The sequence below is a fragment of the Marinobacter sp. genome (assembly GCF_033722735.1).
Lineage (GTDB): Bacteria > Pseudomonadota > Gammaproteobacteria > Pseudomonadales > Oleiphilaceae > Marinobacter.
Genome location: NZ_JAWVYN010000008.1, coordinates 63,112 through 88,358, shown reverse-complemented (window position 1 = coordinate 88,358; position 25,247 = coordinate 63,112). Strand labels below are relative to the sequence as shown.

22 protein-coding genes are annotated in these 25,247 nt (G+C 65.6%); 7 read left to right on the top strand and 15 right to left on the bottom strand.

Features of this window, described 5'->3' with window-relative positions:
* Nucleotides 1-29: 29 nt before the first annotated feature.
* From R3175_RS08075 to R3175_RS08060, 4 genes are all read right to left on the bottom strand, one after another.
* On the bottom strand, nucleotides 30-1,082 hold the full coding sequence (locus R3175_RS08075; protein ID WP_318943579.1) for a TRAP transporter substrate-binding protein: 1,053 nt from the start codon (nucleotides 1,080-1,082) through the stop codon (nucleotides 30-32).
* Nucleotides 1,083-1,396: 314 nt separating this feature from the next.
* Nucleotides 1,397-2,845, bottom strand: coding sequence for a sigma-54 interaction domain-containing protein (locus tag R3175_RS08070; RefSeq protein WP_413231742.1), 1,449 nt, complete (start codon nucleotides 2,843-2,845; stop codon nucleotides 1,397-1,399).
* Nucleotides 2,846-2,980: 135 nt separating this feature from the next.
* Nucleotides 2,981-4,138 (bottom strand): DcaP family trimeric outer membrane transporter, encoded by a 1,158-nt coding sequence (locus R3175_RS08065; RefSeq protein WP_318943577.1) that lies wholly within the window; start codon nucleotides 4,136-4,138, stop codon nucleotides 2,981-2,983.
* 174 nt (nucleotides 4,139-4,312) lie between these two features.
* The gene (locus tag R3175_RS08060; RefSeq protein WP_318943575.1) at nucleotides 4,313-4,441 is read right to left on the bottom strand and encodes a hypothetical protein; all 129 of its coding nucleotides are present in this window, start codon (nucleotides 4,439-4,441) and stop codon (nucleotides 4,313-4,315) included.
* Nucleotides 4,442-4,944: 503 nt separating this feature from the next.
* Here R3175_RS08060 and R3175_RS08055 point away from each other — a divergent pair.
* Nucleotides 4,945-5,622, top strand: a complete 678-nt coding sequence (locus R3175_RS08055; protein WP_318943573.1) for a Crp/Fnr family transcriptional regulator — start codon at nucleotides 4,945-4,947, stop codon at nucleotides 5,620-5,622.
* A 31-nt stretch (nucleotides 5,623-5,653) separates the two neighbouring features.
* On the opposite strand, the gene R3175_RS08050 is transcribed toward R3175_RS08055, so the two are convergent.
* From R3175_RS08050 to R3175_RS08040, 3 genes are all read right to left on the bottom strand, one after another.
* Nucleotides 5,654-8,782, bottom strand: a complete 3,129-nt coding sequence (locus R3175_RS08050; RefSeq protein WP_318943571.1) for an Ig-like domain-containing protein — start codon at nucleotides 8,780-8,782, stop codon at nucleotides 5,654-5,656.
* A 17-nt stretch (nucleotides 8,783-8,799) separates the two neighbouring features.
* Nucleotides 8,800-10,140, bottom strand: coding sequence for an outer membrane protein transport protein (locus R3175_RS08045; RefSeq protein WP_318943570.1), 1,341 nt, complete (start codon nucleotides 10,138-10,140; stop codon nucleotides 8,800-8,802).
* Nucleotides 10,141-10,462: 322 nt separating this feature from the next.
* Entirely contained in the window at nucleotides 10,463-10,822 is a 360-nt protein-coding gene (locus R3175_RS08040) for a DUF6164 family protein (protein WP_318943568.1), read from the bottom strand.
* Between the two features lie 82 nt (nucleotides 10,823-10,904).
* Between R3175_RS08040 and R3175_RS08035 the strand changes: the two genes are divergently transcribed.
* The 5 genes from R3175_RS08035 to R3175_RS08015 all read left to right on the top strand — a co-directional run bounded on the left by R3175_RS08035 (nucleotide 10,905) and on the right by R3175_RS08015 (nucleotide 15,864).
* Complete coding sequence (locus R3175_RS08035; RefSeq protein WP_318943567.1) at nucleotides 10,905-12,305, top strand: DUF2868 domain-containing protein; 1,401 nt, start codon at nucleotides 10,905-10,907, stop codon at nucleotides 12,303-12,305.
* Entirely contained in the window at nucleotides 12,302-13,732 is a 1,431-nt protein-coding gene (locus R3175_RS08030; protein WP_318943566.1) for a GTPase/DUF3482 domain-containing protein, read from the top strand. The genes R3175_RS08035 and R3175_RS08030 overlap by 4 nt, the downstream gene beginning before the upstream one ends.
* 188 nt (nucleotides 13,733-13,920) lie before the next feature.
* A complete protein-coding gene (locus tag R3175_RS08025; RefSeq protein ID WP_318943564.1) occupies nucleotides 13,921-14,313 on the top strand; it encodes an ectoine synthase in 393 nt (130 codons plus the stop codon).
* An 11-nt stretch (nucleotides 14,314-14,324) separates the two neighbouring features.
* Nucleotides 14,325-15,527 (top strand): CynX/NimT family MFS transporter, encoded by a 1,203-nt coding sequence (locus R3175_RS08020; RefSeq protein ID WP_318943563.1) that lies wholly within the window; start codon nucleotides 14,325-14,327, stop codon nucleotides 15,525-15,527.
* A gap of 130 nt (nucleotides 15,528-15,657) precedes the next feature.
* Nucleotides 15,658-15,864, top strand: a complete 207-nt coding sequence (locus tag R3175_RS08015) for a putative motility protein (RefSeq protein WP_318943561.1) — start codon at nucleotides 15,658-15,660, stop codon at nucleotides 15,862-15,864.
* Between the two features lie 22 nt (nucleotides 15,865-15,886).
* Here the strand turns inward: R3175_RS08015 and hrpB are convergent, their stop codons facing one another.
* The 7 genes from hrpB to R3175_RS07980 all read right to left on the bottom strand — a co-directional run bounded on the left by hrpB (nucleotide 15,887) and on the right by R3175_RS07980 (nucleotide 24,047).
* The gene (gene hrpB, locus R3175_RS08010) at nucleotides 15,887-18,355 is read right to left on the bottom strand and encodes an ATP-dependent helicase HrpB (protein WP_318943559.1); all 2,469 of its coding nucleotides are present in this window, start codon (nucleotides 18,353-18,355) and stop codon (nucleotides 15,887-15,889) included.
* Nucleotides 18,356-18,578: 223 nt separating this feature from the next.
* Complete coding sequence (locus R3175_RS08005) at nucleotides 18,579-19,805, bottom strand: YbfB/YjiJ family MFS transporter (protein WP_318943558.1); 1,227 nt, start codon at nucleotides 19,803-19,805, stop codon at nucleotides 18,579-18,581.
* A gap of 96 nt (nucleotides 19,806-19,901) precedes the next feature.
* Nucleotides 19,902-20,567, bottom strand: a complete 666-nt coding sequence (locus tag R3175_RS08000; protein ID WP_318943556.1) for an SCO family protein — start codon at nucleotides 20,565-20,567, stop codon at nucleotides 19,902-19,904.
* A 30-nt stretch (nucleotides 20,568-20,597) separates the two neighbouring features.
* Entirely contained in the window at nucleotides 20,598-21,518 is a 921-nt protein-coding gene (gene cyoE, locus R3175_RS07995; RefSeq protein ID WP_318943554.1) for a heme o synthase, read from the bottom strand.
* Nucleotides 21,515-22,579, bottom strand: a complete 1,065-nt coding sequence (locus R3175_RS07990; protein WP_318943552.1) for a COX15/CtaA family protein — start codon at nucleotides 22,577-22,579, stop codon at nucleotides 21,515-21,517. The genes cyoE and R3175_RS07990 overlap by 4 nt, the downstream gene beginning before the upstream one ends.
* Nucleotides 22,580-22,609: 30 nt before the next feature.
* Nucleotides 22,610-23,257 carry a hypothetical protein gene (locus R3175_RS07985; protein ID WP_318943550.1) on the bottom strand — a complete coding sequence of 216 codons (648 nt, stop codon included), beginning with the start codon at nucleotides 23,255-23,257 and terminating at the stop codon, nucleotides 22,610-22,612.
* Nucleotides 23,226-24,047, bottom strand: a complete 822-nt coding sequence (locus tag R3175_RS07980) for an SURF1 family protein (protein WP_318943548.1) — start codon at nucleotides 24,045-24,047, stop codon at nucleotides 23,226-23,228. Before R3175_RS07980 ends, R3175_RS07985 begins: the two co-directional genes overlap by 32 nt.
* A gap of 61 nt (nucleotides 24,048-24,108) precedes the next feature.
* On the opposite strand from R3175_RS07980, the gene R3175_RS07975 reads away from it, so the two are divergent.
* Nucleotides 24,109-24,312 carry a twin transmembrane helix small protein gene (locus tag R3175_RS07975; RefSeq protein WP_318943547.1) on the top strand — a complete coding sequence of 68 codons (204 nt, stop codon included), beginning with the start codon at nucleotides 24,109-24,111 and terminating at the stop codon, nucleotides 24,310-24,312.
* A gap of 13 nt (nucleotides 24,313-24,325) precedes the next feature.
* Here the strand turns inward: R3175_RS07975 and R3175_RS07970 are convergent, their stop codons facing one another.
* A complete protein-coding gene (locus tag R3175_RS07970; RefSeq protein ID WP_318943545.1) occupies nucleotides 24,326-25,243 on the bottom strand; it encodes a cytochrome c oxidase subunit 3 in 918 nt (305 codons plus the stop codon).
* Nucleotides 25,244-25,247 lie beyond the last annotated feature (4 nt).

Genomic DNA, 25,247 nt, shown 5'->3' with positions numbered 1-25,247 from the left:
GACCCGGTGCCCCCGACTCTCCGGCAGGTTTACAGGTCGCTGGGCAGATAGGCCCGGCTGTCCCAGACCCGGTAGGTTTCCATGAAGGCCTGCTGGCTCTCGTAGACGCGCTTGAAGTCGTCATCCTTGGAGGCCTCCTCTTCCAGCACCTCCTGGGTCACGGACTTCAGCTCCTCCAGAACTTCCCGCGGGATCTGATCGGCCTGGACCCCTTCCTCCTGGAAGCCGGCCAGCACGGCGCCGTTCTTGTATTCCCCCTCGGCCAGGCCGCGGGTGGTGGCGGCGGTGCAGGAGGCTTCCACCAGCGCCTTCTGGGCATCGGTTGCCTCCTCCCACTCGTCGCCGTTGATCAGCAGGTACTGGGCGGTGAACTGCTGGTGCCAGCCCGGGAACAGGTTGTACTTGACCACCTGTTGGAAACCGAGGATCTGGTCGATGGCGGGCATGGAGAACTCGGTGGCATCGATGGTGCCTTTCTCCAGGGCCTGGTAGAGCTCGCCGCCAGGCATCATGGTGACGGACGCCCCCAGACGCTCCAACACCTTGCCACCCAACCCGGCGAAACGGATCTTCATGCCGTCGTAGTCTTCCAGGGACTCGATCTTGTCAGCGTACCAGCCGGCGGTTTCCGGCCCGATGATGCCGCACAGCTGGGCATGCACGTTGAAGCCCTTGTTGGCATAGACCTCCTGCAGCATGTCATGGCCGCCGCCGTAGTAGTACCAGCCGATGTAGGCCCAGGGCTTCATGCCGAAGGGCACCGCGGCGAACAGGGGCACTGCCGGCACCTTGCCCTGGTCGTAACCGATCCAGGTGTAGCCGGTGGACACCTTGCCGTCGGAGACGGACTGCAGGATGTCGAACGGCGGCACCAGCTCGCCCGGCTCATAGACGCGGACCTGGATGCTGCCGTCAGAGGCGGTGGTCAGGTTGTCGGCAACCCAGGCGGCGGGTGACCCCAGACCCGGCAGGTTGGTGGCAAAGGCCACCGGCATCTTCCAGCGCAGGTTGTCTGCATAGGCGGAACCGGTGGACAGGGCGATCGCAGCGGCAACGCCTGTAATGGCCTTGGCAAGTTTCATCGATGGTCTCCTTGTGTTGTTTTTGTAGCTTGCCCGTCAGTAACAATGCGGCAGGCCTGGCTTGAGTGTAGTCAGCCAGCGCAGGAAACAAAAAGACGGTCGGAAGCGGAGGCGTCATTTTTGTTGTCTGCGTTGTACCGACGTCCAGCTATCCGACATGAGCAGAGACCGTGCCACATCAACATTTCATTTAAAATACAATGTGTTATCAACAAATTCAGGGAGCGGTGACGGAGAGGAGTGTCTGGTATTCCGAACAACATCAGACATTGGTCGCAGACAGGTGTCCGCTTTCACGGACACCTGTCCGGTGCTCAGGACAGCTTGGCCAGCTTCTCGTAGAGCACCGAGCGGGAGATGCCCAGCAGCTTGGCGGCCCGGGTGCGATTGCCACGACTCGCCACCAGCGCCTCCTCGATGGCGTGGGCCTCGGCGTCGGCCAGGGTCTGGGCCAAGGGACGGATGGGGCGGGGGGACTGGGCCACCGGCGGCCGCTTGCCGTTGCGGGGCAGGACCCGGAAGATGGCATCGGCATCCAGCAGACCGTTGTCCTCCCCCATGGTCAAGGCCCGTTCCAGCACATTACGCAACTCGCGGATGTTGCCGGGCCAGTGGTAACTGGCCAGGGCCGAGACCGCGGAATCGGTGATTTCGCCCCGGATGTCCAGCCCTTCACACAGGTCTTCCAGGATCGCCTCGCACAATACGCCGAGATCCGGCAGCCGTTCCCGCAGCGGCGGGATGGGAATTTCCAGCACATTGAGCCGGTAATAGAGGTCCGAGCGGAAGGTGCCCTCGGCCATCATCGCTTCCAGGTTGCGACTGGTGGCGGCGATGACCCGGACGTTGACCGACACCACCTTGTTGGAGCCCAATGGCTCGATCTCGCCCTCCTGCAGGGCCCGCAGCAGCTTCGCCTGCAACGCCAGCGGCATATCGCCCACTTCGTCGAGGAACAGGGTGCCGCCGTTGGCGAGCTGGAACTTGCCCTCCCGGTGGCGGCGGTCGGCCCCGGTGTAAGCACCGGGCGCCACCCCGAAGAACTCCGCCTCCAGCAGGTTTTCCGGGATGGCGGCCACATTGACACCGACAAACGGCCGCTCCGCCCGGCTGGAGACCGAATGAATGGCCTGGGCGAGAACCTCCTTGCCAGTACCGGTCTCCCCCAACAGCAATACCGGTACATCGCGTCCGGCGGCGAGGCGGGCGCGCCGCTTCACTTCCAGCGCGGCGGGACTGGCGCCGACAAAATCCCCCAGACTGTAGCGGGTGCCCCGCGCCGCCTTCCTGGCCAGGGCCTTGCGGGCGGCCACCAGGTCCTGGTGGAGGCGGCGATACTTGCTCACCAGCGGCGTCAGCGGCTGCAGATCGTCGTATAGCACGAAGGCCACCGCCCCCTGAATCTGCCCCTCTTTGTCGAAGAAGGGTAACCGGGTGACCACCAGCTGCTGGGTGTCGTGCTCCATGATGTCCAGCAACAGGGGCTGACCGGTTTTCACCACCTCGTCCATCCGGGTGTGGGGAATCAACGTGCGCACGTCTTTGCCGATCATGGCCTGGGGGTCGGCAAAGCCCAGCAGGCTGGCGTAGCTGTCGTTGATCCAGGTGATGCGAGCCTCCCGGTCCACGGCAATGGCGCCGGCACTGGCCTGTTCGAACATCGGGAACAACACCTCGATGAGTTCACGGGTCAGGCCGCTGTTGGGTTTGTTCGGGTACGGCTCGGTCATGGACTGGCTACTGCCTGAAAAAAAATCGGTCATGAAGGCTTACCTGCCTGCCCACCACCGCTTGGCGATGGGCTGTTCCAGAGAGTATCTGGGGGAAGCGGGATTGGCAATTGGCGGCCCGCACCGACCTAAGTAGCAGGGCGGGCCGCCGGCACCGATCCCGGGGGATCAGAAGTTGTACTGGCCGGCAAACAGGATGCGGCTGGCATCGCCGTCGTCGCCGCTCACGTTCTCCCGCTTGAAGTAGCCGTACTCCACGCCCAGGGTGACGTGCTTCACCGGCGACCACAGGTAGTTGGCCATCAGGTTCTGGTTGGTCTCGCTCTTGCCACCGACCAGGAGGCCGTCATCCTCGGCGTCATCCCAGTCCACGGTCACCCAACCGTAGCCGAGGTTGAGGCTGCGGCCGCCACCCAGATCGAGACCCAGCCCCAGGGTGCCGCCATAACCGGCCAGGGTCTCCAGGCTGCCGCTGGCGTCGACATAGGCGTCTTCGGCGGCAAAGTTGTCACCGGAGCGATACAGGTAGGCGTTGGCGCCGTCGGTGTAGGAGACCGCCCCCTGGAGGGTCAGCGCGTCGGTGAGGGCCAGCCTGGCGGCGGCGAAGGCGGCAAAGCCGATCACGCTGTCATCCTCGCTGCCGGTGTCGTACTCGACCTGCTGGGCCAGCACCGCCGCCGAGTAGGACAGGCCCCCGGCGGCATCCTCCAGGCGGGCGGTCAGGGTCGGCAGCGACTGCTTGCCGCCGGCGCTGGCATTGACTAGGTCGCCGTCGTCATCCAACTGATTGAAGGTGAAGTTGGTGCGTGGCTCTTCGAGGGAGAACGACAGCGGTCCCGAGCTGTAACGGGCCTGGGCAACCCGTCCCTGCAAGCCGGCATTGCCCGCCAGGCCGTCAAAGTCCAGCACCCTGGTGTTGCCGACGAAGCTGTTGAAATTGGACCAGGTCTGGCCCAGCAGCACGCCGTTGTACTCACCGTAGCCGTGACGCAGCCGCAGGGTTCCGCCCCGGAAGTCCCCTTCCACCACCACCTTGACCCCTTCGGGAGTGGTGGAGCGCACACCGATACGCGTCTGTACCGCGTCGGCACCGAAGTGACCGGTCACCTCGTCGTCCTCGGCGGCGCCGGTGTTGATCGATGAGAAAGCCCCGGAGCGGGTGGAGATGGCGATTTCCTCTTCGATGTCGTAACTGGCGTTGAAGCGGGCGTAACCGTACAGCTCGGCCCGGTAGTCACCGGCGCTCAGTTCGAAAGCGCTGGCCTGGCCGGCAATGGCCAGGGCGAGCAGGGATACGGAACCGCACAAGAGTTTTTTGTTCTGCATTCGTGGTTTTCCTTTGTTGTCAGTAAATCCGGTACCGGAGCACCGGTACGTCCCGGGCGAGGTCCGCCGCCGCTCGCCCGCCGTCTGCCGCCGAATGCGGCGGTCCAGTGCGGCGGCACTGGCAATCATTGACTCAGTCCGGGATCCCAAACAGGCCGACCTCAAGGGGGGGGCTCAGCCACCGGCCAGAACATCAGGGCGTTCGTTGAAGGCACGGCCCGGATGGGCCTGGAGCTGGCCGACGGCCAATGTCAAGGCAAGGGCGAAGCCCGCAGGAACAGCAAACCGCGTTCGAATGGTCATGGGTCTTTTCCTTCCTGGCATTGTTGTTGTTTTCGGAGCCCCAGCGGGGCCCCTGCAACCAGACCCCGGGAAGACGCAAACCCGGGCGATCGCAACCGGGCCAATGCGGATCCCATGCCAATTTAATTTTCCCAATTAAAACAGATGGTTAACATCTATCCATAGGACGCTAATGCGAAGCTGTCCGGGCATCCGGACACTCAGGTACCCACGGTGGAAGCCCGCGAAACCGCAGGAAAATCGAGAAGGGCGCCACCGGGGCAGCAAACGGGAAAAGGTGTCAGGTTTTCCGGACGGTGTCCGGCAGTCCGGATGATTCACCGGAAGCGACCGCTGGAGATCGGGGCAAGGGCGTGTGGACGCTCACCGGTCGGCCTTGAGATACCACGACTCGTTATCGATCTGACGGATAAGGCTATCCAGATTAAACCATTTTTGCGGATAAATGGGCTGTCGCATACTGAACGGGCCAACGTCGGCCACCGCAGAAGGGTTTACGTACCATGTCAGAGTCTTCCGCCAATGAGCCCGCTCGCTGCGCCTCCGCGCCCTGCCTGCTGGACAGCCAGGACCCGGTGACAGTCCGGCCCGACCAGGTATTGATCAACGGACTGGCCAGGAGCTTTGGACTGAGCCCGCACGCGGAGGACAGCGCGCAACGGCTCCGCGACCTCGGTCGCCTGTTCCACCAACGGCGGGTAGCGGCGGACTGCGCCCTGGAACAGCACCGCCGGCCCTGGGCCAATGTCTACCTGCTCCAGCATGGCGTGATGCGGCTGTTCCGGGAGGCACCGTCCGGCAAGCACGCCATCCACCATTTCTTCACCGAGGGCGCGCTGATCTGGCCGGTGTTCGGCCGCAGCCGCACCGTCCGCAACACCCTGTGCCTGTCGGCGGTGACCGCCTGTACCCTCTGGCAGGCGGAGTTCCAGGTCTTTCGCGACAGCATCCGCCAGAGTGGCGAAGGGCATTGGGCCCGCTTTGCCCTGGCCCTGACCGAGGAGCTGGCCGAGTCGGCCACCGTGCGGGAGTTCCAGAAACAGACCCTGTCGGCGCGGCAGCGCTACCACCTTCTGTTGCAGGAGTACCCTGATCTGGTGCCGCGGGTGCCGGACAATCAGCTGGCGTCCTGGCTTGGGGTGGTGCCGGCGACCTTTTCCCGGCTGAAGAAGGGCCGCTAGCCCGGCCACGCCGGGCTGGCGGAGACGTCGATCAGTCGGCGTCCTGGAACACCGACAGCTCCTTCACCGGGGCCGACAGGTAGCTCAACCGCAGGCCGTTGACCGGGATCTCCAAATCGAACTGCACCAGGCCGGCAACGTCGACCGGGATAATCTGGGGCTGCTGGTTGTACTGCTCGATCACCTGACGGCCATCCTCCAGGAACTTCACCTCACCGAGCAGGTTGAGGTCCAGCTCGATGCTGTGCTGGTTGTGGGGCAGGCTCAGCGGCGTTTCCAGATCCGGCGCATCCAGATACAGGTTGACGTCGGTCTCGAACACCGGAAAACCATCCTCCCCGGTGCGGATGACGCCCGGGATCAGCGCCGTGCGGTTGCCCTCGGCATCCTCGGCGTAGCGCATGCGGATGATCTGCTTGCCGGTGGGGGTCTCGGCCCAGGTCAGGTCCGACAACACCTTGGCGTGCACCGTCAGCGAGTTGGTGGTCAGCAGGGTCGGGTGCAGCAGTACCCGCACCCCGGCCTCCGGGTTATCCGGGTCCACCGGTCCCACCACCTCGGTGTACAGCGCACCGGTCTGGTAGATGAACTTCAGCTCCGGGCATTCGGTCTCGATCCAGGGCGCGAAGATGTGGTCGCGGTCCCGGTTGCAGCCCACCCGGGCGTCGGAGCGGCTGGTGCTCACCACCCGGGTGGCCTGGGGCGGCGTCAGCGGGTTGCCCTCGCTGTCAAAGGCCACGTCCGGCGCCTCGGCGCAGTCCCGGGCGTAGCTCTTCCGGATCACCACCCCGTCGCTGTTGGTCTCGTCCACCACGCCACACTGGATGACGTTGTCGGCATTGACGTCCCTGACCGGCAGGTTACGCAGGGGCAGGAACACGGTGTCGCTGGCCTGGGCGCCGCGGAAATAGATGGTCAGGTCCGGACCGCCGGGCTGACTGAGCCCCCAGAGGGCATTGGTTTCCAGTGCCTGGCCGGCAACCGAGCAGATCGCGCTGGCACAGTCCGGGCTGTCGCTGGCCTGGGAGGCCAGGGTGTAGCGGTAGTAGGCACCGGGCTCCCAGGGCTGGTCCGGATAGAAGTGCAGACGTTGGTGGTTCAACGCCAGCCGGCCGGCGACCGGTTCCGGCGCCACCGTCACATCGGCACCGTCGCCGCTGCCCAGGTCGGTCACCTTCTCCACCCGGAAGGTCTCGTTGAGCCGGATCGAGGTCAGGTCCATGGACTGGGAAAAGGTCACCATCACCGGCCGGTTGGCCGGCAGGTCGTGCACCGGCATCACCTCGTCAGCCTTGTTGTAGGGCTCACCGTAGCCATCCAGGGCGCCGTCGCAACGACCGTGAAAACCGTTCGCCAGATCCAGCCCGGTGGTGACGCAGGGGAAGCCGGGGTAGGTCGCCACCGGCAGGGGCGAAGAGGCGGACTGATCCTTCAGTTCGGGCAGCGAGAAGCGAAGGGTGCGGGGCTCGGCGCCGTTGCCGGCCAGGTCGGTCAGCGCGGCGTCGATCTGCAGCTCGTAGTCGGTGCCGTGTTTCAGGCCACCCACCGGGTTGACGGTCACCGAAGTGCCATCGACGATCACCTCCAGCGCCGTCACCTCGTTGCCATCGGCGAACAGGCTCAGGCCGGCCCGGGCCGTGGTCCGGTCCAGGGCCTCGTCGAAGAACAGGGACACCGGGTCCCCCGGCCGGTGGCTGCCGGCCATGCCGGGCTCGGACTCGTCCGGCATCCAGCTCAGCAGCCTGGGCCCGGTCACGTCCACTTCCGGTGCCGGGGCGTTCTGCTGGGCCCGGCCCTGGGTTTCGGCGCGGATGTTGAAGGCCAGCGACGCCACCGCGTCCTCCAGCCCCAGCAGCCGGGGCTGGACCATGCTCAGGGCATCGATTTCCAGGGTACCGTCCTTGATCATCGCCACGCCCACCAGCTCCAGGCCGGTGAGGTCCTGGGACAGGGCGGCGTTGGGCTGGCCGTTCTCGGTGTTCATCGACACGTCCATGAACAGGCGGACATGACGGGGGGCGTCATCGGCGTTGCTGAACGGGTTGCGGTACAGGTAGCCGATGGCGTCAGTGGTCATGGTGACCCGGATCTCGCCGGTCTGCTGGACCCCGCGCTCGGTCATCAGCGGCACCACGCCACCCACGTTGACGTCCAGCGAGGTACTGCTGAGCACGGTGCCCCGGGGAATACGCAGCGGCGTCATGTCCGGGTAGTTGGGGCTGTAGGCCAGCTCCGCCCACATCTCGCCGGTCTGCCAGGCATAGGGGGTATCCCCCAGCAGCACCGAACTGAGGGCGATGCCGTTGATGGGATCGCCATTGAGCACGGAGCGCAGGTCCCGCTCGCTGCTGTTGGCCGTGGCGGTCTGGTACAGGATTTCGGTGGGTCCCGATTCCCGCGGGGTCAGGGTCTGGCTGACATTGAGCAGCGCGTCGCCATAGAGGTTCGGCAGGTCGTCAATGATCAGGGTATAGGTCTCACCGGAAGTGAGCTCGTCGCTGTCGCTGCCTTCGGCGGCCAGCGGGTCAATCACCAGCTGGCGCCCCCGGGCCAGGGTGTAGGCCGGCACCAGGTTACCCTCGCGGTCTTCCAGACGCACCGACTCCCCGTACACCACGCCGTCCGGATGAATGGGCTGGGTCAGGGTCAGGCGCAGGGTGGAGAAATCCATCATCGGGTAGGTCTCCCCATCCGGGATCATCCGTGCCAGGGCAAAATCGGTATCGGTGCTGGTCTGGCTGCGCATGGACCCGGCACTGGCCCGGGTGGTGAACACCAGCTCACCGTCGCCGTCCAGTCGCCCGATCACCTGATCACCCACCGTCAGCGGCTCCGCCAGGCGGAGGCGGTAGCCCTGCACCGGCGCCAGGGGTTGCTTCGGCGAGATCACCCAACTGCGGCCACCGTCCACCGCCTTGAGGGTATGGGCGATGGCACTGTCGGAATCCGTCTCGGTCAGGGCCAGTTGCGGCTCATCCACCGGGTCGGAAAAACGCAACACCAGGTCGGCGCGGGTGGCCACCTCGGCCTGGCCGTCGGCCGGGTAGCTGTAGATCAGGCTCGGCGCCGCGTCGCTTGCCTTCATGCTGGACTCATCACCACCACACCCCGCCAGCAGCAGCCACGGGGCGGCGACCACTAGCAACTTGCGAATACACATACGATCAGCCTCCAACATCAGAACTTCAGGGTGAGGGAGCCGGCCACCACGTGAACCTCACCGCCGGCGGTCACCGTGTCCCCGGTGGTCACGGTCTCGCCGGGGCCAACGGCGCTCAGGGTGAAGTCGCGGTCGTCCATGCGGTGATACTGGTAGCCAAGGTCCAGGCGTAGCGGATAGGCCAGGATGCGGGTACGGTCGTACTCGGCAGTCAGGCCCAGGCCAACGATCACCCGGTCGTTGTCGTAGTAGTTCACGTCGGGGGTCAGGCCGTCCTCCAGCGGTGATTCCTGGTAGGCGACACCGGCGGTCACCGCAAAGTGCTGGCTGAGCTGGTATTCCGCGCCCAGCCGCGGCACCAGGGTGTCATCAAACTGCACACCGGCCTGATCGCGGATGTTGTCCCCTTCGAACTTGTCAGTCAGGTCGGACCAGTTCTGCTGCTCCACGCTGCCGCCAACCCGCCAGCCATCGCCGAGGTACTGCAGGCCCAGGGACAGGGTCTCCGGCTGGTAGGAGTCGTAGGTCTTGACGGTGAATTCCAGCGGGTCGCTGGCCGGGATCAGGCCCGGAATCACCACGCCGGCATCGACGGTGGTGTTGGTGTCGGAGCTGGTGCGATAGGCCGCCGCCACTTCCCAGCCGTCCAGCAAACAGTCGCTGTCCGGGCACAGGGTGTCGCCCAGGTTGGCGCTGGCGGAGTAGATCAGGCGGATGGACGGTTCGGCGTTAACGGTCAGCTTTTCCTGTTCGGTGTTGCCGGCCAGGTCGCTGACGGTGCGCAGCTCGGCACTGGCGTGCAGGGTGATACGCGCCGAGGCGCCCACATTGATGCCACGCCAGACGTTGGAGGCGCCACCGAGGTTGAGGAACAGGGGCTGGCGACCATACTGCAGGAACTGACCGGTTTCGGAGGTGCGGGCATTGAACGCCAGCATCTCCTTGCCGTACTTCTCCAGGCCGGCGATGAACCCCAGGTAGATGGGCGGTCCGGACCGCAGCATGGACGACAGGTCAGTTTTCATCCCGATCAGCACGTGCTGGCTCTCCTTGTCGAACGACAGGGTGCCGCTGGCGCCTCGGGCCTCCAGGTCCGGCTGGGCGTGCAGAATGCCGGTGGTCAGCTCGCCGCGGGGATCGGTGGCCAGGTAGGCCGGATTGTAGAAGTTGGCGGATACCTGGGTGTTGAACATGGACAGGGCCTGGGCCGAGGCCAGATCCGACGGCAACACGCCGTAAGTGGAACCAAGATTGCCCATGCTGGCCATGGCGGTGGGCGCCGCCAGGGCGGTCACCAACACAGACAGGGCAGAAACACGCGAGAAGCGTGGGGGGGGGGCGCCAAGTGCGGAAACCATCGGTTAACTCCCTTTATTTCCGGCGTTACTGGGGCGCAGGCCGTCATGATCCAGTGCCTGCACTATCAAAGAGCAGCACCTTAGTGAGGCAAACACCGGCACAGATTGGCAATAACGACAACGACTCGGGGCACGCCGGCATACGACGGACGCTACATATGGTAACAAACTGTTTCAAAAGGAAATCTGCGTGAACCGTTATTTTTTGCGGAGAACAAGCCTTTTTTGATTCTGTGAAATCAATCACATAGCAATGCTGAAGGCCACGGAGGGAGATCCGGCCTGGGGGAATAAAGCGCTGGAGGAAGGCGATGCCCCGCGATCACAGCCGGAGAAACGGCACCAGACTCAGCAGCACCATCACCAGGATGGCCAGACAGGCGGCCAGGGTGGTCACCGGCCGTTGCCGCAGGCGATGCCAGACACCACCAGTCATCCCACGCCGCAGCGCCTGCTGGTACTGCGCCCGCTGGTGTTCCTGACGCTGCCGCTGATACTCGTCCAGCAACGCCCGGGCCCGGGTCGCCTCGGCATCGTCATGCACCCAGAACCCGCCCATGCTGATGCCCCAGCGGCTGGGCGGGGTCTCGTAATAGGGCACGTCGTGTTGCTCGAACAGCGCACGGATTTCATCCGCTTCGTCATCCGGCACGTGTCGCAGGTTCATCAGGTGGTGTGGCATGGTACGTATGGCGCCCAGATAAGAGGTACTATTATCCTAGCAGTTTCAGGGAAGTATCACTCCCCGGCCGAAAGGATCCCCGATGTCTGAGCATCCGTTGACGCTTTTGCTGGAATTTGACGACCAGGTGCGGCGCGACCAACACCAGGCCCCAGCCTTTCTGCACCGGCGGGACCGGAAATACGCCCTGGAAGCGGACGACGGCCTGGCTCCCCGCCAGTGGCTGGCCCATCTGCATCGCCTGAGCGGTCGTCCGCCCGGACAAACGGACAAACGCCTGGCCCGATGGCGCCGGATCACCCTGGGTTTTGCCGTCGCCGGTGCCTTGCTGGGTATCCTCGCCATGCTGGGGTTGCTGTTCTACGACGGCAGCGGCCGCATCAACCTCACCGTGATCCTGGGCTTTATCCTGTTGCAACTGCTGCTGGCCACAGCCACCACGGTCCAGGCCTTTGCCGGCTGGCGCCCCTGGGGCTGGCTGGTGGACCGCTATACCCGCCGCTCCGGGGAAATCGCCTCGGTCCTCACCCGACTGCACCCGCAGTTGTTGGCCCGCGCCGCCCATGGCGGCGGCCTGCTGTTCGGCCTCACCGGCCTGGCCACCCTGTTGCTGCTGGTGGTGGTTCAGGACCTGGCGTTCGGCTGGAGCACCACGCTCGATACCGGCGCCCCCGCCTATCATCACTGGGTACAGACCCTGGCCTGGCCCTGGCAATCCCTGTGGCCGGCGGCCGTGCCGGATGCCGACCTGGTGGCCAGCACCCGCTTCTTTCGCGCCGGTACCCCGCCACCAATCGATGCCGCCCGCTGGGGGGACTGGTGGCCGTTCGTGGCCATGGCCTGGAGCTGTTACCTGGTGCTGCCCCGGATGCTGTTGCTGGGTTTGGCCCAGGTGCACCTACGGCTGCGCGCGAGACGCCTGCTGGTGGGTCACCCCGGCTTCACCGCCTTGCGCTATCGCATGGAAACGCCCATCCTCGACACCGGCAGCACGGAGGAGGCCATCCACCAGGCCCCGGCGCTATCGGCCCACGCCGATCTCCAGCCCTGTCCCGACAGCCCCGTCGTCATTCGCTGGGCCGGTGCCGGCGAACCGGTGCTGCCCGACGACTTCACCGCCAACGCCCACCGCCAGGTGCTGAGCGCCGGCGGCGCCGCCACGCTGGAAGACGATCGCCACGCCATCCAGCAGGCCCGGCTGGTACTGGCAAGCCGGGCCGAACCGTCTGCCACCCTGCTCACCCGGGCCTGGGAACCCCCCACCGCCGAACTGGAGGATTTCCTGACCCTGGCCCGGGACCAGTGGCCGGAAGGCACCCTGATCTGCCTGGTGCCGCTGGCCACCGACTGCCTCCGCCGGCCCAGTGAGACGCAACTGGCGCAGTGGCTGCGCTTTGCCGAGCGTCAGGCCGATCCCCGCCTGCAGGTCAGCGTTCATCAGACCCCGGACCTTGCCAACCGGGCGGTGGAGGGCCAGTCATGACGGAGGCGCCGGTGTTTGCGGTGGTCGGCCACCCCAACAAGGGCAAGTCCAGTGTGGTCGCCACGTTGTCCCAGAACGACGCCATCGCCATTGCCCTGGAACCCGGCACCACCCGCCACAGCCAGGCGTACCCCCTGCGGGTGGATGGCGAGGTGCTCTACACCCTGGTGGACACACCTGGCTTCCAGCGGCCGCGACAGGTGCTCGAATGGCTGCAGGCTCACAGCCTGTCGGCCTCGGACCGGGCCGAGACAGTGGCGGCCTTTGTCCGCCAGCACCGGGACGAGCCGCGCTTCCACGACGAGTGCGAACTGCTCACCCCACTGGTCGAGGGGGCGGGCATCATCTACGTGGTGGACGGTTCGGTGCCCTACAGCACGGAAAACGAAAGCGAAATGACCATCCTGCGCTGGACCGGGCAACCCAGCCTGGCGCTGATCAACAGCATTGGCTGCGACGACTACAGCGACGACTGGCACAAGGCCCTGGGCCAGTTCTTCCAGGTGGTGCGCAAATTCAACGCGGTGACCGCGCCCTTCAACCAGCACCTGAGCCTGCTCAAGGCGTTTGGCCAGCTGGAGCCAGCCTGGGAGACGGTGCTCGACCAGGCGGTGATGCATCTGTCCGACCAGCGCGCGCAGCGCAAGGAGCAGGCCGCCCGTCTTATCGCCACCGCCCTGGAGGACATGATGGGGTGGCAGGAAAAACGCACCCTCACCACCGGCCAGCTGACCGGCACCTCCCGGGAAACCCTGGCGGAGGACCTGAGACAGCGCTGGTATCAGCACCAGCGTCAACGGGAGCAGTCCCTGCGCCTGGCCATCGAGCAGCTGTACCAGCACCATCGCATCCAGCGTCAGGAGGCGGAGCTGGCCTGGCACAGCGAACACGACCTGTTCAGCGAGACCAGTCGCCAGACCTGGGGGGTCAGCAAGGCCTACCTGGCCACCGCCGGGTTCGGTGCAGGGGCCATTGGCGGCGCCGGGATCGATGCCATCGCCCTGGGCTCCTCCCTCGGCACCGGGGCGCTGATCGGTGGCCTGCTGGGCGCCGCCGGCAGTTATTTCTACGGTGATCGACTGTCCCTGCCGGTCTTGCGCATCGGCCCCCTCAGCCACGGCCTGCAGACCGCCAGTTTCGGGCCGGTGCAGGACAGCCAGTTCGGCTATGTGGTACTGGGGCGAGCGGTGGACCACTGGTGGCAGGTCAGCCACCGCAATCACGCCGGCCGGGACCTGCTCGATCTCGAGCCCACCGACCGCCACTGGCTGGAGGATCTGGAACCGGAGTATCGCCACGAGATCCAGCGGGCGTTTACCCGCTGCCGCAAACAGTGCTCGCTGAGCAGCGACCAGCGACACCGGCTGACCATGGCCGTGGAGGCGGCCCTCGACACCTATGGCCAGTGGCGGCAGGCGCGGGGGTAGGACGCTGGCTGGAAACGCTCACGCCCGACCATGGGGTGGCTAAGGAGCCTCCGATTAACGGGACCGACTGCCAGAGCCGATCGGGTACTCCATCGGCGACGCCCTTTTTTCGGCTGTCGCCGATTTGAACCGGGGTGGTCTAGGATGTTTATACTGTAGGGCTCTGTCACAGCCAATTGAGGGATGTTATGAAAATCGTACGGGTACAGGACATCATCGGCACCGAGCGTGAAGTGGAGGGTCCGGGCTGGACCAGCCGTCGACTGCTGCTGAAGAAAGACGGCATGGGCTTCTCGTTCCATGAAACCATCATCCCTGCCGGGGCCGAACTGAAGCTGTGGTACAAGCACCACCTGGAAGCGGTGTACTGCGTGGCCGGCAACGGCACCATTACGGACCTCGCCACCGACGAAACCCATGAGATCAGCGACGGCACCCTGTACGCCCTCGACAACCACGACCGCCACATCCTGCGGGGTGGTACCGAGGACATGCGCCTGATCTGCGCCTTCAACCCGCCGGTCACCGGTCGCGAAGTGCATGATGAGGACGGCGCCTACATGCCCGATCCCGAGGGCTGAGATTCCGCTCCGTGCCCCCGCAGCCACCCGGTGACGGTCAGCCCTCCCGACTGCAGCTGGCCGTCATCGCCGGCCTGTTATGGCTCGCGGGGGCCTACCTGCGGGTCCCTATACTGGTGGCCCCCGCACTGGCGCCGTTCATTGCCGACGAGCTCGCCCTGAGCCAGGCCCTGACCGGCACCCTGACCACCCTGCCCATCCTGATGCTGGCCGTTGGCGCCATGCCCGGCTCGCTGGCCATTTCCCGCCTCGGGCCCCGCCACACCCTGGCTCTGGCCCTGTTGATCATGACCATTGGTTCCGCCGCCCGCGGCCTGGTGCCGGATGCCGCCAGCCTGCTGCTGGCCAGTGCGGTCATGGGCCTGGGCGTGGCGATGATGCAACCGGCGCTGCCGGCCCTGTTGCCAAGGTGGCTGGAACCGAAGCACCTGGCCCTGGGCAGCGCCCTCTACATGAACGGCATGCTGACCGGCGAGTTCATAGGCGCCGGCATCACCCTGCCGGTGGTCATGCCGTTGGTGGACCAGAGCTGGCGGCTGACGCTGCTGGTCTGGTCACTGCCCGCCCTGGCGGTGGCCGCGGCGCTGTACCTGCCCCGGGTTGACCACGGTCGGCCCGACCGTCGCCCTGCCTGGCTACCGGACTGGCGCAATCCGCTAACCCTGAAGCTCGGCCTGTTACTGGGGTTGTCCGGTTCCCTGTTTTTCGGCTTCAACGCCTATCTGGCCACCCTGCTGGACCAGCGGGGTGAACTGGACATGCTGGCCGACGCCCTGTTCTGCTACAACCTGGCCCAGGTGGTGGCTTCACTGGTGATGCTGAAGCTGGCCCGCAGTTGGGTGGGGCGACGCAGCCTGATCCTGGTCATGGCGGTGGTGTCCCTGGCCGCCACTGGCGGGGCCCTGGTGCTCGAGGGTTGGCAGGCCATCGCCTGCGCCACCCTGATGAGTTTTACCGCCGGCATCCTGCTGATCCTGTTGGTGGCGCTGCCGCCACTGCTGGCGGCGGCCTCGGAAACCGGCCGGCTGTCCGCCGGCAACTTCCTGGTGGGTTACACCCTGGCGTTCGGCATTCCCATGCTGGGCGGCGTGCTGGCCGATGTGACCGGCGATGTCCGCCATGCACTGGCGGTCATGCTGGCCTACGGTGTGCTGGTGCTGCCACTGATCCTGACCCTCGACCTGCGACGCCCGCCGGACGGGCAACGCCGGTGACTGTAAGCAAATGTTACCGAGTGCAAGCATTGGCAGCCGGCGCTTCCCAAAGCCGGCCAACTGGTGATAATTTAACCACACCAGCTCCCCCTCCCGGGGAGTGCCCAGTCACCTCAACCGGGAATCCTCAGTGGACGTAGCCTCTCTCGCCAGCTTCAGCACCCAGCTCAGTCAGGCGCAACTGCAGCAGCAGGTGCAGATCAGCACCCTCAAGACGGCCCAGGACATGGCGGCCAATGGGGTCCTGCAGCTGCTCGACAGCGTGACGGCCAGCACCCCGGCGACCGCGACCAGCGCCAACCCCAACCTGGGCAGCCAGATCGATATCCGGGTGTAATCCCCTCGGGATCGCTGCTCCGTTAGCGTCCCTGCTTCTTGGTTCCCTGTTTGGCCTCGGCGGTGAACGGGTCCTCCGGCCAGGGATGCTTGGGGTAGCGGCCCCGCATGTCCTTGCGAACCTCCACATAGCCATTGCGCCAGAAACTGGCCAGGTCGCTGGTCACCGCCAGTGGACGCTGGGCCGGCGACAGCAGGTGGATCACCACCGGCACCCGGCCCCGGGCGATGGTGGGTGTCTCGGTCCAGCCAAACAGAGCCTGCAGCTTGGCCGCCAGCACCGGGCCCTGGTCGGCGGTGTAATCCAGTAATACCGACTGGCCGGTGGGAATGGTCAGCCTGGCCGGGGCCAGTTGCGGCAGTGCCTGCTGTTGGGGGTAGTCCAGCAGGCTGGTCAAGGCCGGTGTCAGCTTCACCTGTTGCAGCCGGGACCAGCGATCCACACCAATCAGGAAGGGCCCCAGCCAAGTCTCCAGACCGTCCAGTAACGCCTGGTCGTCCAGCTCAGGCCAGTCCTCGGGCCACAGCCGGTGCAGGCATTGCACCCGGGCCACGAACTGGCGGGCTTCTGCGTCCCAGGGCAGGCTGTCCAGGCCCTTTTGGCGCACCGCGTTCAGCAGACCGGCGGCGATCTGCTCCGGTCCCGGATCGGGCAGGGCCTGCTCCCTCAACACCAGCTGGCCCAAGCGGCTCTGGCGGCGGGCAACGACCCGGCCACGGGCGTCGTCCCACAGCGATTCGTCGCGGGTTTCGATGTGGGCGGCGAGGTCCGACGCCAGTACCGCCGGATCCAGCGGAGCGGCCAGGTAGATCTGCGCCTCCCGCGCCTGGCCGTCCAGCTCCGCCGCCACCAGCCAGGGCTCCCGCGCCAGCTGATCATCCTCCCGTAACCGGGCTCCCCGCCCGTTGCTCAGCTGGTAGCGGGGAGCATCGCCCTTGCGGCGACGGGCGATACGATCCGGGTAAGCCTGAGCCAACAATCGCCCCAGGTCACTGGCGCCGGCCGCCGCCGACGAGTCCCGATCCACCAGCCGCCGCACCGAACGTCGCAGGGCCTGCAGGCGGGCCCCATCCACCCGACCGTCCCGGGCCTCACCGCGCAACAGCAGCCAGCGCTGGTGGAGATCCGCGCCGGCCCCTGGCCCCAGCAGATCCCGTTCCTCCAGCAGCGCCGCCAGCTCGGCGGCGGCCTGACCCAGCCCCCATTCACGGCCGGTTAACACCATATGGGCCAGTCGCGGGTGGATCCCCAAACTCCGCGCGGCCTTGCCCTGGTCGCTGATGCTGCCGTCGTCGTTGAGCAAATCCAGCCAGCGCAACAGCTCCACTGCCTGCTGCCAATGGGCCCTGGGCGGAAGATCGATCCACTCCAGGTCACTGGGCTCACGGGCGCCCCACTGGGCCAGTTCCAGCACCAGCGGGGCCAGGTCCGCTTCCTGGATTTCCGGCGGGGTATAGTCCGCCAGGCTGAACTGGTCCGATTCGCTCCACAACCGGTAACACACCCCCGGCTCCACCCGGCCGGCCCGCCCCCGACGCTGCTCCGCCGAGGCCTTGGAGACCCGGGTGGTCACCAGCCGGGTCATGCCGCTGTTGGGGTCGAACAGCGCCCGGCGTTGCAGGCCGGCGTCCACCACCACCCGGATGCCCTCGATGGTCAGGCTGGTCTCGGCGATGGCGGTGGCCAGCACCACCTTGCGCTGGCCCTCTGGTACGGGGGCGATGGCCCGGTCCTGTTCCTCGTTTCCCAGGCTGCCGTACAGTGGCGCCACCGTGACCCCGGTTGGCAGGGACCCGGCCAGGGCCTGTGCCACCCGACGGATCTCCCCGGCACCCGGCAGGAACGCCAGCAGCGAGCCGGACTGGTCCGCCAGGGCCTCACGGATCACGGTCACCACCTGGTCCGCCAGTCGGGCATTGCGGGCCGGCGGCCGGTACAGCGTGTCCACGGGGTGGGAGCGCCCCTCGCTGGTAAGGATGGGCACGTCCCCCAACAGGCGGGCGATGGGGGCGGTGTCCAGGGTGGCGGACATCACCACCACCCGCAGGTCCTCCCGCAGGGCCTGCTGGGCTTCCCGCACCAACGCCAGGCCCAGGTCTGCCTGCAACGAGCGCTCATGGAATTCGTCGAACAGCACCGCGGCGTAGTCCTCCAGCGCCGGGTCGTTCTGGATCAGGCGGGTGAGGATGCCTTCGGTCACCACCTCGATGCGGGTCCGCGCTGACACCTGGGTGTCCAGGCGGGTGCGATAGCCCACGGTCTGGCCGGGCATCTCACCCAGTTGGCGGGCCATGTAGCGGGCAGCGGAGCGGGCCGCCAGGCGCCTGGGTTCGAGCATCAGGATCTTGCGATCATCGCGCCAGTCGGTGTCCAGGAGGCTCAACGGCACCCGGGTGGTCTTGCCGGCGCCGGGTGGGGCCTGCAGCAGGACGGTAGTGTGGTTGGTCAGAGCCTGATGGAGGTCTGGGATGAGGGGGTCGATTGGCAGCATGTTTGGTAGGACTGGTCGTGTTGGTGCATGGCGCGGGCGGGCAGTCTTTCTCAAAGCGGAGCTTTAAACGCGCTAGGCTCAGACACCATCTCCGTTATGAGAAAGACTGCCTACCCACACCTTGTTGGATCTCGAAGTGGCCTCATCGGATTTTAATGATGTCGGTTGGAATAGCGAACGATAAAACGCGGGATTCAACAAGTTCGTGCGACCCCAGCCGCACTCATTCCTCAGCCCCCGCAGTCCTCCGCGCATGCCACTGCTCCGGCCTGGGCACCAGCCCGCTAAACACCAGCCCCCACAGCAACGCCACCACACCGATCCAAAAGGCACTGTCGAGGGTGCCGCCGAAATCCAGCCACTGCTTGGTGAGCCAGGGGCCGGCCATCTGGGTGAAGCCATAGAGAGCCACCAGGGCGGCCGACAATCGCGGACCCTGGTGGGGGTGCAGGGCTCGTCCGATGCGTTGGGTAAGCAGCACGGTCCCCACGAAGGTAACGCCCACCAGCACCGCGCACAGCACGAGACCCAGCGGCCCCGGCCAGACCACCGCGGCCAGAACACCCAGTAGCTGAATCCCGAAATTCGCTCGTATTGCCGGCAGATCGCCGAATTTCGCGCCCAAATGGTTCCAGATAAACGGCGCCGGCAGGGTTGCCAGTGCCACCAGCAGCCAGGCGCCGTCCACCAGCCAGTGCCCCGGTGGCAGCTGGATCGTGGCCAGCAGGGGCAGGAAGGTCATCGGCAGGATATAGCCGAGCCCCGCGCCGGCGTAGGACAGGAACAGGGGCACACTGGCCCGGTCCAACAAGGCGGTTGGCCGGGGATGCTGGCCGGTCTCGTGCTCGGCACGAACCGGGACCTCCAGTCGCAGCAGGCGGGCGGTGCCCCACCAGGCCAGTGGGACGGACAGCAGGGCCGCCGGCCACCACCGATCGGCACCAGCCAGCCAGTCTACCGTGAGGGACACCAGGGCACTGGAGACCAGCAGACCCAGCCCCACCCCCAGGTACACCAGGCCGCTCAGGCTGGCCCGGTTGCGCCACACCAGCCATTCCAGGATCAGTGCCGGTGCCTGCACGAACACCACACCGTTGGCGACGCCGTTGATCCAGCGGGCAGCGGCCAGGGCGGTGGCATCATCGAGCTGGGTCTGCAGCAGGGTGGTCAGCACATGGACAGTCAGAGACAGCGGCAACAGCCAGCGGATGTGGTCGATGCGGTGCCAGCGAATGGCCAGCATCGCCCCCATCAGGTAGCCCAGGTAGTTCCAGGTGGCAATGCTCGCGCCCTGCTGGGGATCGATCTGGCCATCGCCAATCAGGTAGGGCAACAGGGGTGTGTAGATGAAGCGGCCCAGGGAATGCACCACCAGCAACAGGGTGGCACCCGCCGCCAGTACCGAGAACAGCTCCCGCGGGGTGGTACAGCTTTGTTGGATGGCTGGCATAAACGGTTCCGCAACAGGGGGTTGGCGGCACAGTTTACGGATTGGAATGGGGCGGGGAAAGTCGACGTTATGCGCAGTGGAACAATCCGGCGCCCGTTACCCCGCGCCCGGCCGGTTGGCCCGGGCCCACTGGTAGATCTGCTGGTACGCCTCGGCCAGGTCCCGGGGGGTGTGGGGCGGCTGGATCACCGCGGTCATTTCGCCCTGGGGGTTGATCAGTGCCAGGTGCGCACTGTGATCCACCAGCCGGGTCCCGTCGTCCTCCCGATGCACGAACACCGCGTTCAGGCTGGTGGCCAAACGCCGCAGTTCCTCGATGTCACCGGTGAGACCGTGAAAGTCCTCGCCGAAGAACCGGAGGTACTCGGCCAGCCGTTGCGGCGTATCCCGCTCCGGGTCGGCAGAGATCAACAGGTAGTCCGGCTGGGGCACCTCGGGCGGGAGCAGGGCAGCCGCCTGGCGCAGGGTGGACAGGGTGGCCGGGCAGACGTCCGGGCAGAAGGTGTAGCCGATGAAGGCAAAGGTCCAGCGTCCCTTGAGATCCGCCGGGGTCCGGGGCCGGCCACGCTCATCCAGCAGCTGGAACTGGGCCAGCGCACGCCCCTGATCGTAGACAAAGGTGTTCAGCTCACTCAGTTCCGGCGCCGGCACCGCTCTGGCGCTTTCGCCGGACTGATACACCTGGCGGCCAATCACCAGGCCAAAAATCAGCACTACCACCAGCAGCAGGAGAAAAACGGTGCTACGGATCGTCAGGGCCATGGCGTCTCCAGGGTCACTCGGGGTCGGAACTCAGTAACGGACAAAATGATCCACCAGCAATACCACAAACAGCGCCATCAGGTAAGTGATGGAGTACTTGAAGGTGGCGAGCGCCACCCGGCGATCGTCCCCCCGCCACAGCCGGACGGCAAAGTACAGGAAACGCGCCCCCAGTGCTGTGGCCCCCACCAGGTAGATCGGTCCGGACATGCCGGTGACAAAGGGCAGCAGGCTGACCGCCAGCAGCATCAGGGTATAGAGCAGGATGTGCAGCTCGGTGTAGCGATTGCCATGGGTGACCGGCAGCATGGGGATGCCGGCCTGGGCATACTCTTCCTTGCGGTGGATGGCCAGGGCCCAGAAATGGGGCGGCGTCCAGGCAAAGATGATCAGCACCAGCAGCAGCGCGTGACCGTCCACCTGACCGGTCACCGAGGTCCAACCCAGCAGCGGCGGCATGGCGCCGGCCAGGCCGCCGATCACGATGTTCTGGGGCGTGGCCCGCTTGAGGAACAGGGTGTAGACACCGGCATAACCCACCAGGGAGGCCAGCGTCAGCCAGGCAGTGAGCAGGTTCACCTGCCACACCAGCACCAGCATCCCGGCCAGCGCCAGAGAGGTGGCGAACAGCAGGGCGTCGGTGGCGGCGATGCGCCCGGTGGCCACTGGGCGCTTGCGGGTGCGGGCCATCACCGTGTCGATTTTCTGGTCCACCACGTGGTTGACCACGGCCGCGGCGCCGGCCAGCAGGGCTATGCCCAGGTTGCCGAACAGCAACACCGACCAGCCCGGCACCCCCGGTGTCGCCAGCAGCATACCGATCACCGAGGTCAGGATCATCAGCGCCACCACCCGGGGCTTGGTCAGCTCGAGGAAGTCCCGCCAAGACAGCTTGTCCACCCCCTGGGACGAGGGGGCCTGGATTGCCAGCGCCTTGCCTTGTTCGCTCATACGGTCGCCTCCCGGTTAATCAACGTGGCTTGTTCTGTGGATTGGCCTTCAACGTGGCGGCAGTGATGCACGCGCCACAACAAATGGATGATGGTCAGCAGCAGTCCCGCCCCCAGGGCATTGTGAGCCACCGCGATGGCCAGCGGCAGATGCAACGCAACGTTGGCCAGCCCCAGGGCTATCTGGCTGAGCAGTGCCGCACCACTGAGTAACGCCGCCCCTCTCACTGGCCCCGGTTCACTGCGACGCCACACCAGGGCCAATAACAGTGACCAGTAGGCGAGTACCACCAGGGCCCCCAGGCGATGGGTGACATGAATGGCCACCCGGCCCTCCGCGGTCAGCTGTCCTCCCAGATAGTTGGGGCCCACGTGCTGGGTGATATCAAAGCCATGACGAAAATCCATGGGTGGCCACCACTGCCCCTGACAAGTGGGCAGTTCGGTACAGGCCACCGCCGCGTAATTGGCGGCGGTCCAGGCGCCCAGGGCAATCTGGATAACCACCAGCACCATTCCCCCGTACAGCCAGGGCCGCAAGCGCGACAATCCCGCGACAGCTTCCGGCCTTACCCGGGCTGGAGGGACCAGCAGGCGGAAGCTCATCAGCGCCAGCAGACTCAGGGTGGTGAAACCGCCCAGGAGATGTAGGGCCACCACTTGAGGCCACAGTTTCAGGGTCACCGTCCACATGCCGAAGGCGGCCTGTAACACGATCAAACCGGCCAGGCACAGGGGCAGCTTGAGGGGCAGGCCCTCACGACGGTGGCAAACTGCAAAGGCCGCCAGACCAAAGACCACCAAGCCCAGCGTGCCCGCGGCATAGCGGTGGATCATTTCCGGCCAGCCCTTGCTGGCGTCCACCGGTGCATCGGGAAACCGGGCCTCGGCCACCGCCACCTGCGCCTCGCTCTGGGGCACCGTCAGAAACCCATAACAACCGGGCCAATCCGGACATCCCAGACCGGCATCCACCAACCGGGTCCAGGCCCCCAGCATCACGACCACCACGGCCAGCAGGGTAGCCACCAGGGACCATCGGCCCATGCGTCGACGCAACATTGCCTGCGATTCTGAACTCACCATGGGCCGTTACCCGATCTGCGACAGTTTGAGGAGGTGCTTGAGGTCCTTGAGCATGTCCTCGCCGGTATGGGTGTTGCCATAACGCATCATGACGTTGCCCAGGGGATCCACCAAGAACAGGCTCGGAACGCTGGGCGGAGACAGCTGGTCCGGCCATGCGGGCTGGTTGTCGGGCATCACCGACAACCGTTCCATGGCGTTGTACTCCTCCGGCCAACGCTCGCTCAGGGACACCGGCACTTGTCCCAGCCAGGCGGCCCGGCCTACCCGGTTGGCATTCTTGCCGAGGGCGACGTTGACCTGACGGGCCAGGTACAGCAGTTCTTCGCACTGCTCGTCACAGGCATCCGCCACCACCAGCATCAGCCATTTCGAGTCCGTGGCTTGCGGCACGAAGCGTTCTGCCAGCGGCTGTCCATCCGCCCCCAGCAATGCCAGTTCCTGAACCGCAAGCGGTGGCTGTAACAACTCGCCCCGGTTGGTGTGCCCGCCCGGGTTGAACCAGCCGGTGTAAAACATCGCGGTGGCCACCAGCATCGGACCGAAGCCCACGGCGAACAGTAACAACGCCATGCGCCGGCCGCGGCGAATCTGTTCGGGAGAGGATTGAGATGAGTTGCGATCAGTCATGGCGTTGGCCGTCGTCGTTGTCATTATCGGCTCCTGTGGTACTGGGGCTGTAGAGCGAACTTGAGCTAAGGGGCATGCTGGAGCATGAGGGTGTAGGGGAACCGGCGACCCGCCGATAGCTGGCCACGACGGTGAGGATCACCAAGACCAGGGCCAGGGAAAACCATTGCAGGGCATAGCCGTAGTGAGTCTGGGGGCCCATCCGGTCAGGCTGCCAGTCGGCACGGAAGGCACCCGGCTGGTCACCACCGGCCAGTCGGAGTACCAGGGGAGCCAATGAGGGGGACGCTTCACCGGCCTGTTCCGCGGTGAGCGCCTGAACCCGTCGTGGCCAGTTCCCGGCAGGCGGCTGGGTATCCAATACCGGAGGTTGAGGAAACATCACGAGTCGGCCGCGAATCTGTACGATCCCGGGGGGTGTTGGGAACGCCGGTAACGTCTCCCGCCGGGCCGGCGCACGCAACCAGCCGCGATTGACCACCACCGATGGGCCGTCCACTGCCTCAAACAGGGTCATCACCTCGTAGCCGGCAACCCCATCCCGGGTTCGGTTGTCGAGCAGCCAGCTGAATCCAGTGAATTGCCCTTTGAGCACCACTGGCTGACCCGGCTCCGGGACTTGTTGCCACAGCTGCTGCCAACTGAGTTCCGTGGCCTGCTGCTGCCATTGCTGCAATTGCCTCTCCTTTTCCCCGGCCCGCTCCAGCTGCCAGATCCCCAACCCCAGCAACAGTGGCAAAAACAGCCCGCTGAACACCAACAGCTTGAGGTTGAACTGCCATTGCCTGGGCGGAGTTACGTCGTGCCGGGTCATGCTTTGCTATAGTGATCCCTGGTTTTGCTTTGTCTGCCCATAAACCAACCGGAGCCCCCCCATGCTAAAAGCAGTCATAGTGTTGATGATGATTGCGGTACTGGTCAGCCTGTTCACCGGCCTGGTATTCCTGATCAAGGACGGCGGCCGGACCAACCGGGTGGTTAACTCCCTGGCGGTCCGGGTGGGCCTCAGCCTGGCCCTGATTGCACTGATCGTGGTGGCCCTGTGGCACGGCGACCTCACCCTCAACCCCACGCCCTGAACAGCTGGCCCCGCTACAGGATGTAGACGAAGGTAAACAGCATCAGCCAGACCACGTCCACGAAGTGCCAGTACCAGCTGGCCGCCTCAAACCCGAAGTGCTGATCCGGCGTAAAATGCCCCTTGAAAACGCGGACCAGCATGATAGTCAGCATCAGGGTCCCCAGAATCACGTGGGCCCCATGGAAGCCGGTGAGCATAAAGAAGGTGGTGCCGTAGATGCCGGATTCCAGGGTGAGGTTGAGGTCCTGGTAGGCGTGGATGTACTCGTACCCCTGCACAAAGACAAACCCCAGGGCCAAGGCGATGGTGGCCGCCAGCCAGAGCTTCAGCTTGCCGCGCTTGTTCTGCTTGAGGCCATGGTGGGCGATGGTCACCGTCAGTGACGAGGTCACCAGCAGGATGGTGTTCAAAAGCGGCAGCCCCCAGGGGCCAATCACTTCCTTGGCCGGCGGATAGAGCTCCGGATCCGGGGTATTGATCAGCGGCCAGGTGGCCTGGAACCCTTCCCAGAGCAGGTTGCTTGAGCCGCGGTCACCCTCGCCCCCCAGCCAGGGTACGGCAAACACCCGGGCGTAGAACAGGGCACCGAAGAAGGCGGCGAAGAACATCACCTCCGAGAAGATGAACCAGCTCATGCCCCAGCGGAAGGAGCGGTCCATCTGGTCGCTGTACAGGCCCGAGCGGCTCTCCTCGATCACATTGCCAAACCAGCCAAACAGCATGTAGGCCATGATCAGGCTGCCCACCAGAAACAGGAACCAGGAGGCGCCGGTGGACTCGCCCTGGGAACTGTTCACCATGATCGACGCCACGCCGAACAGGGTCACCCCAAGACCAACAGTGGCAATGATCGGCCACTTGCTCTGCTCGGGCACGTAGTACTTCTGATACGAGTACTCCTCGTGGGTGTGCGTCTGGTCTGTCGCCATGCCA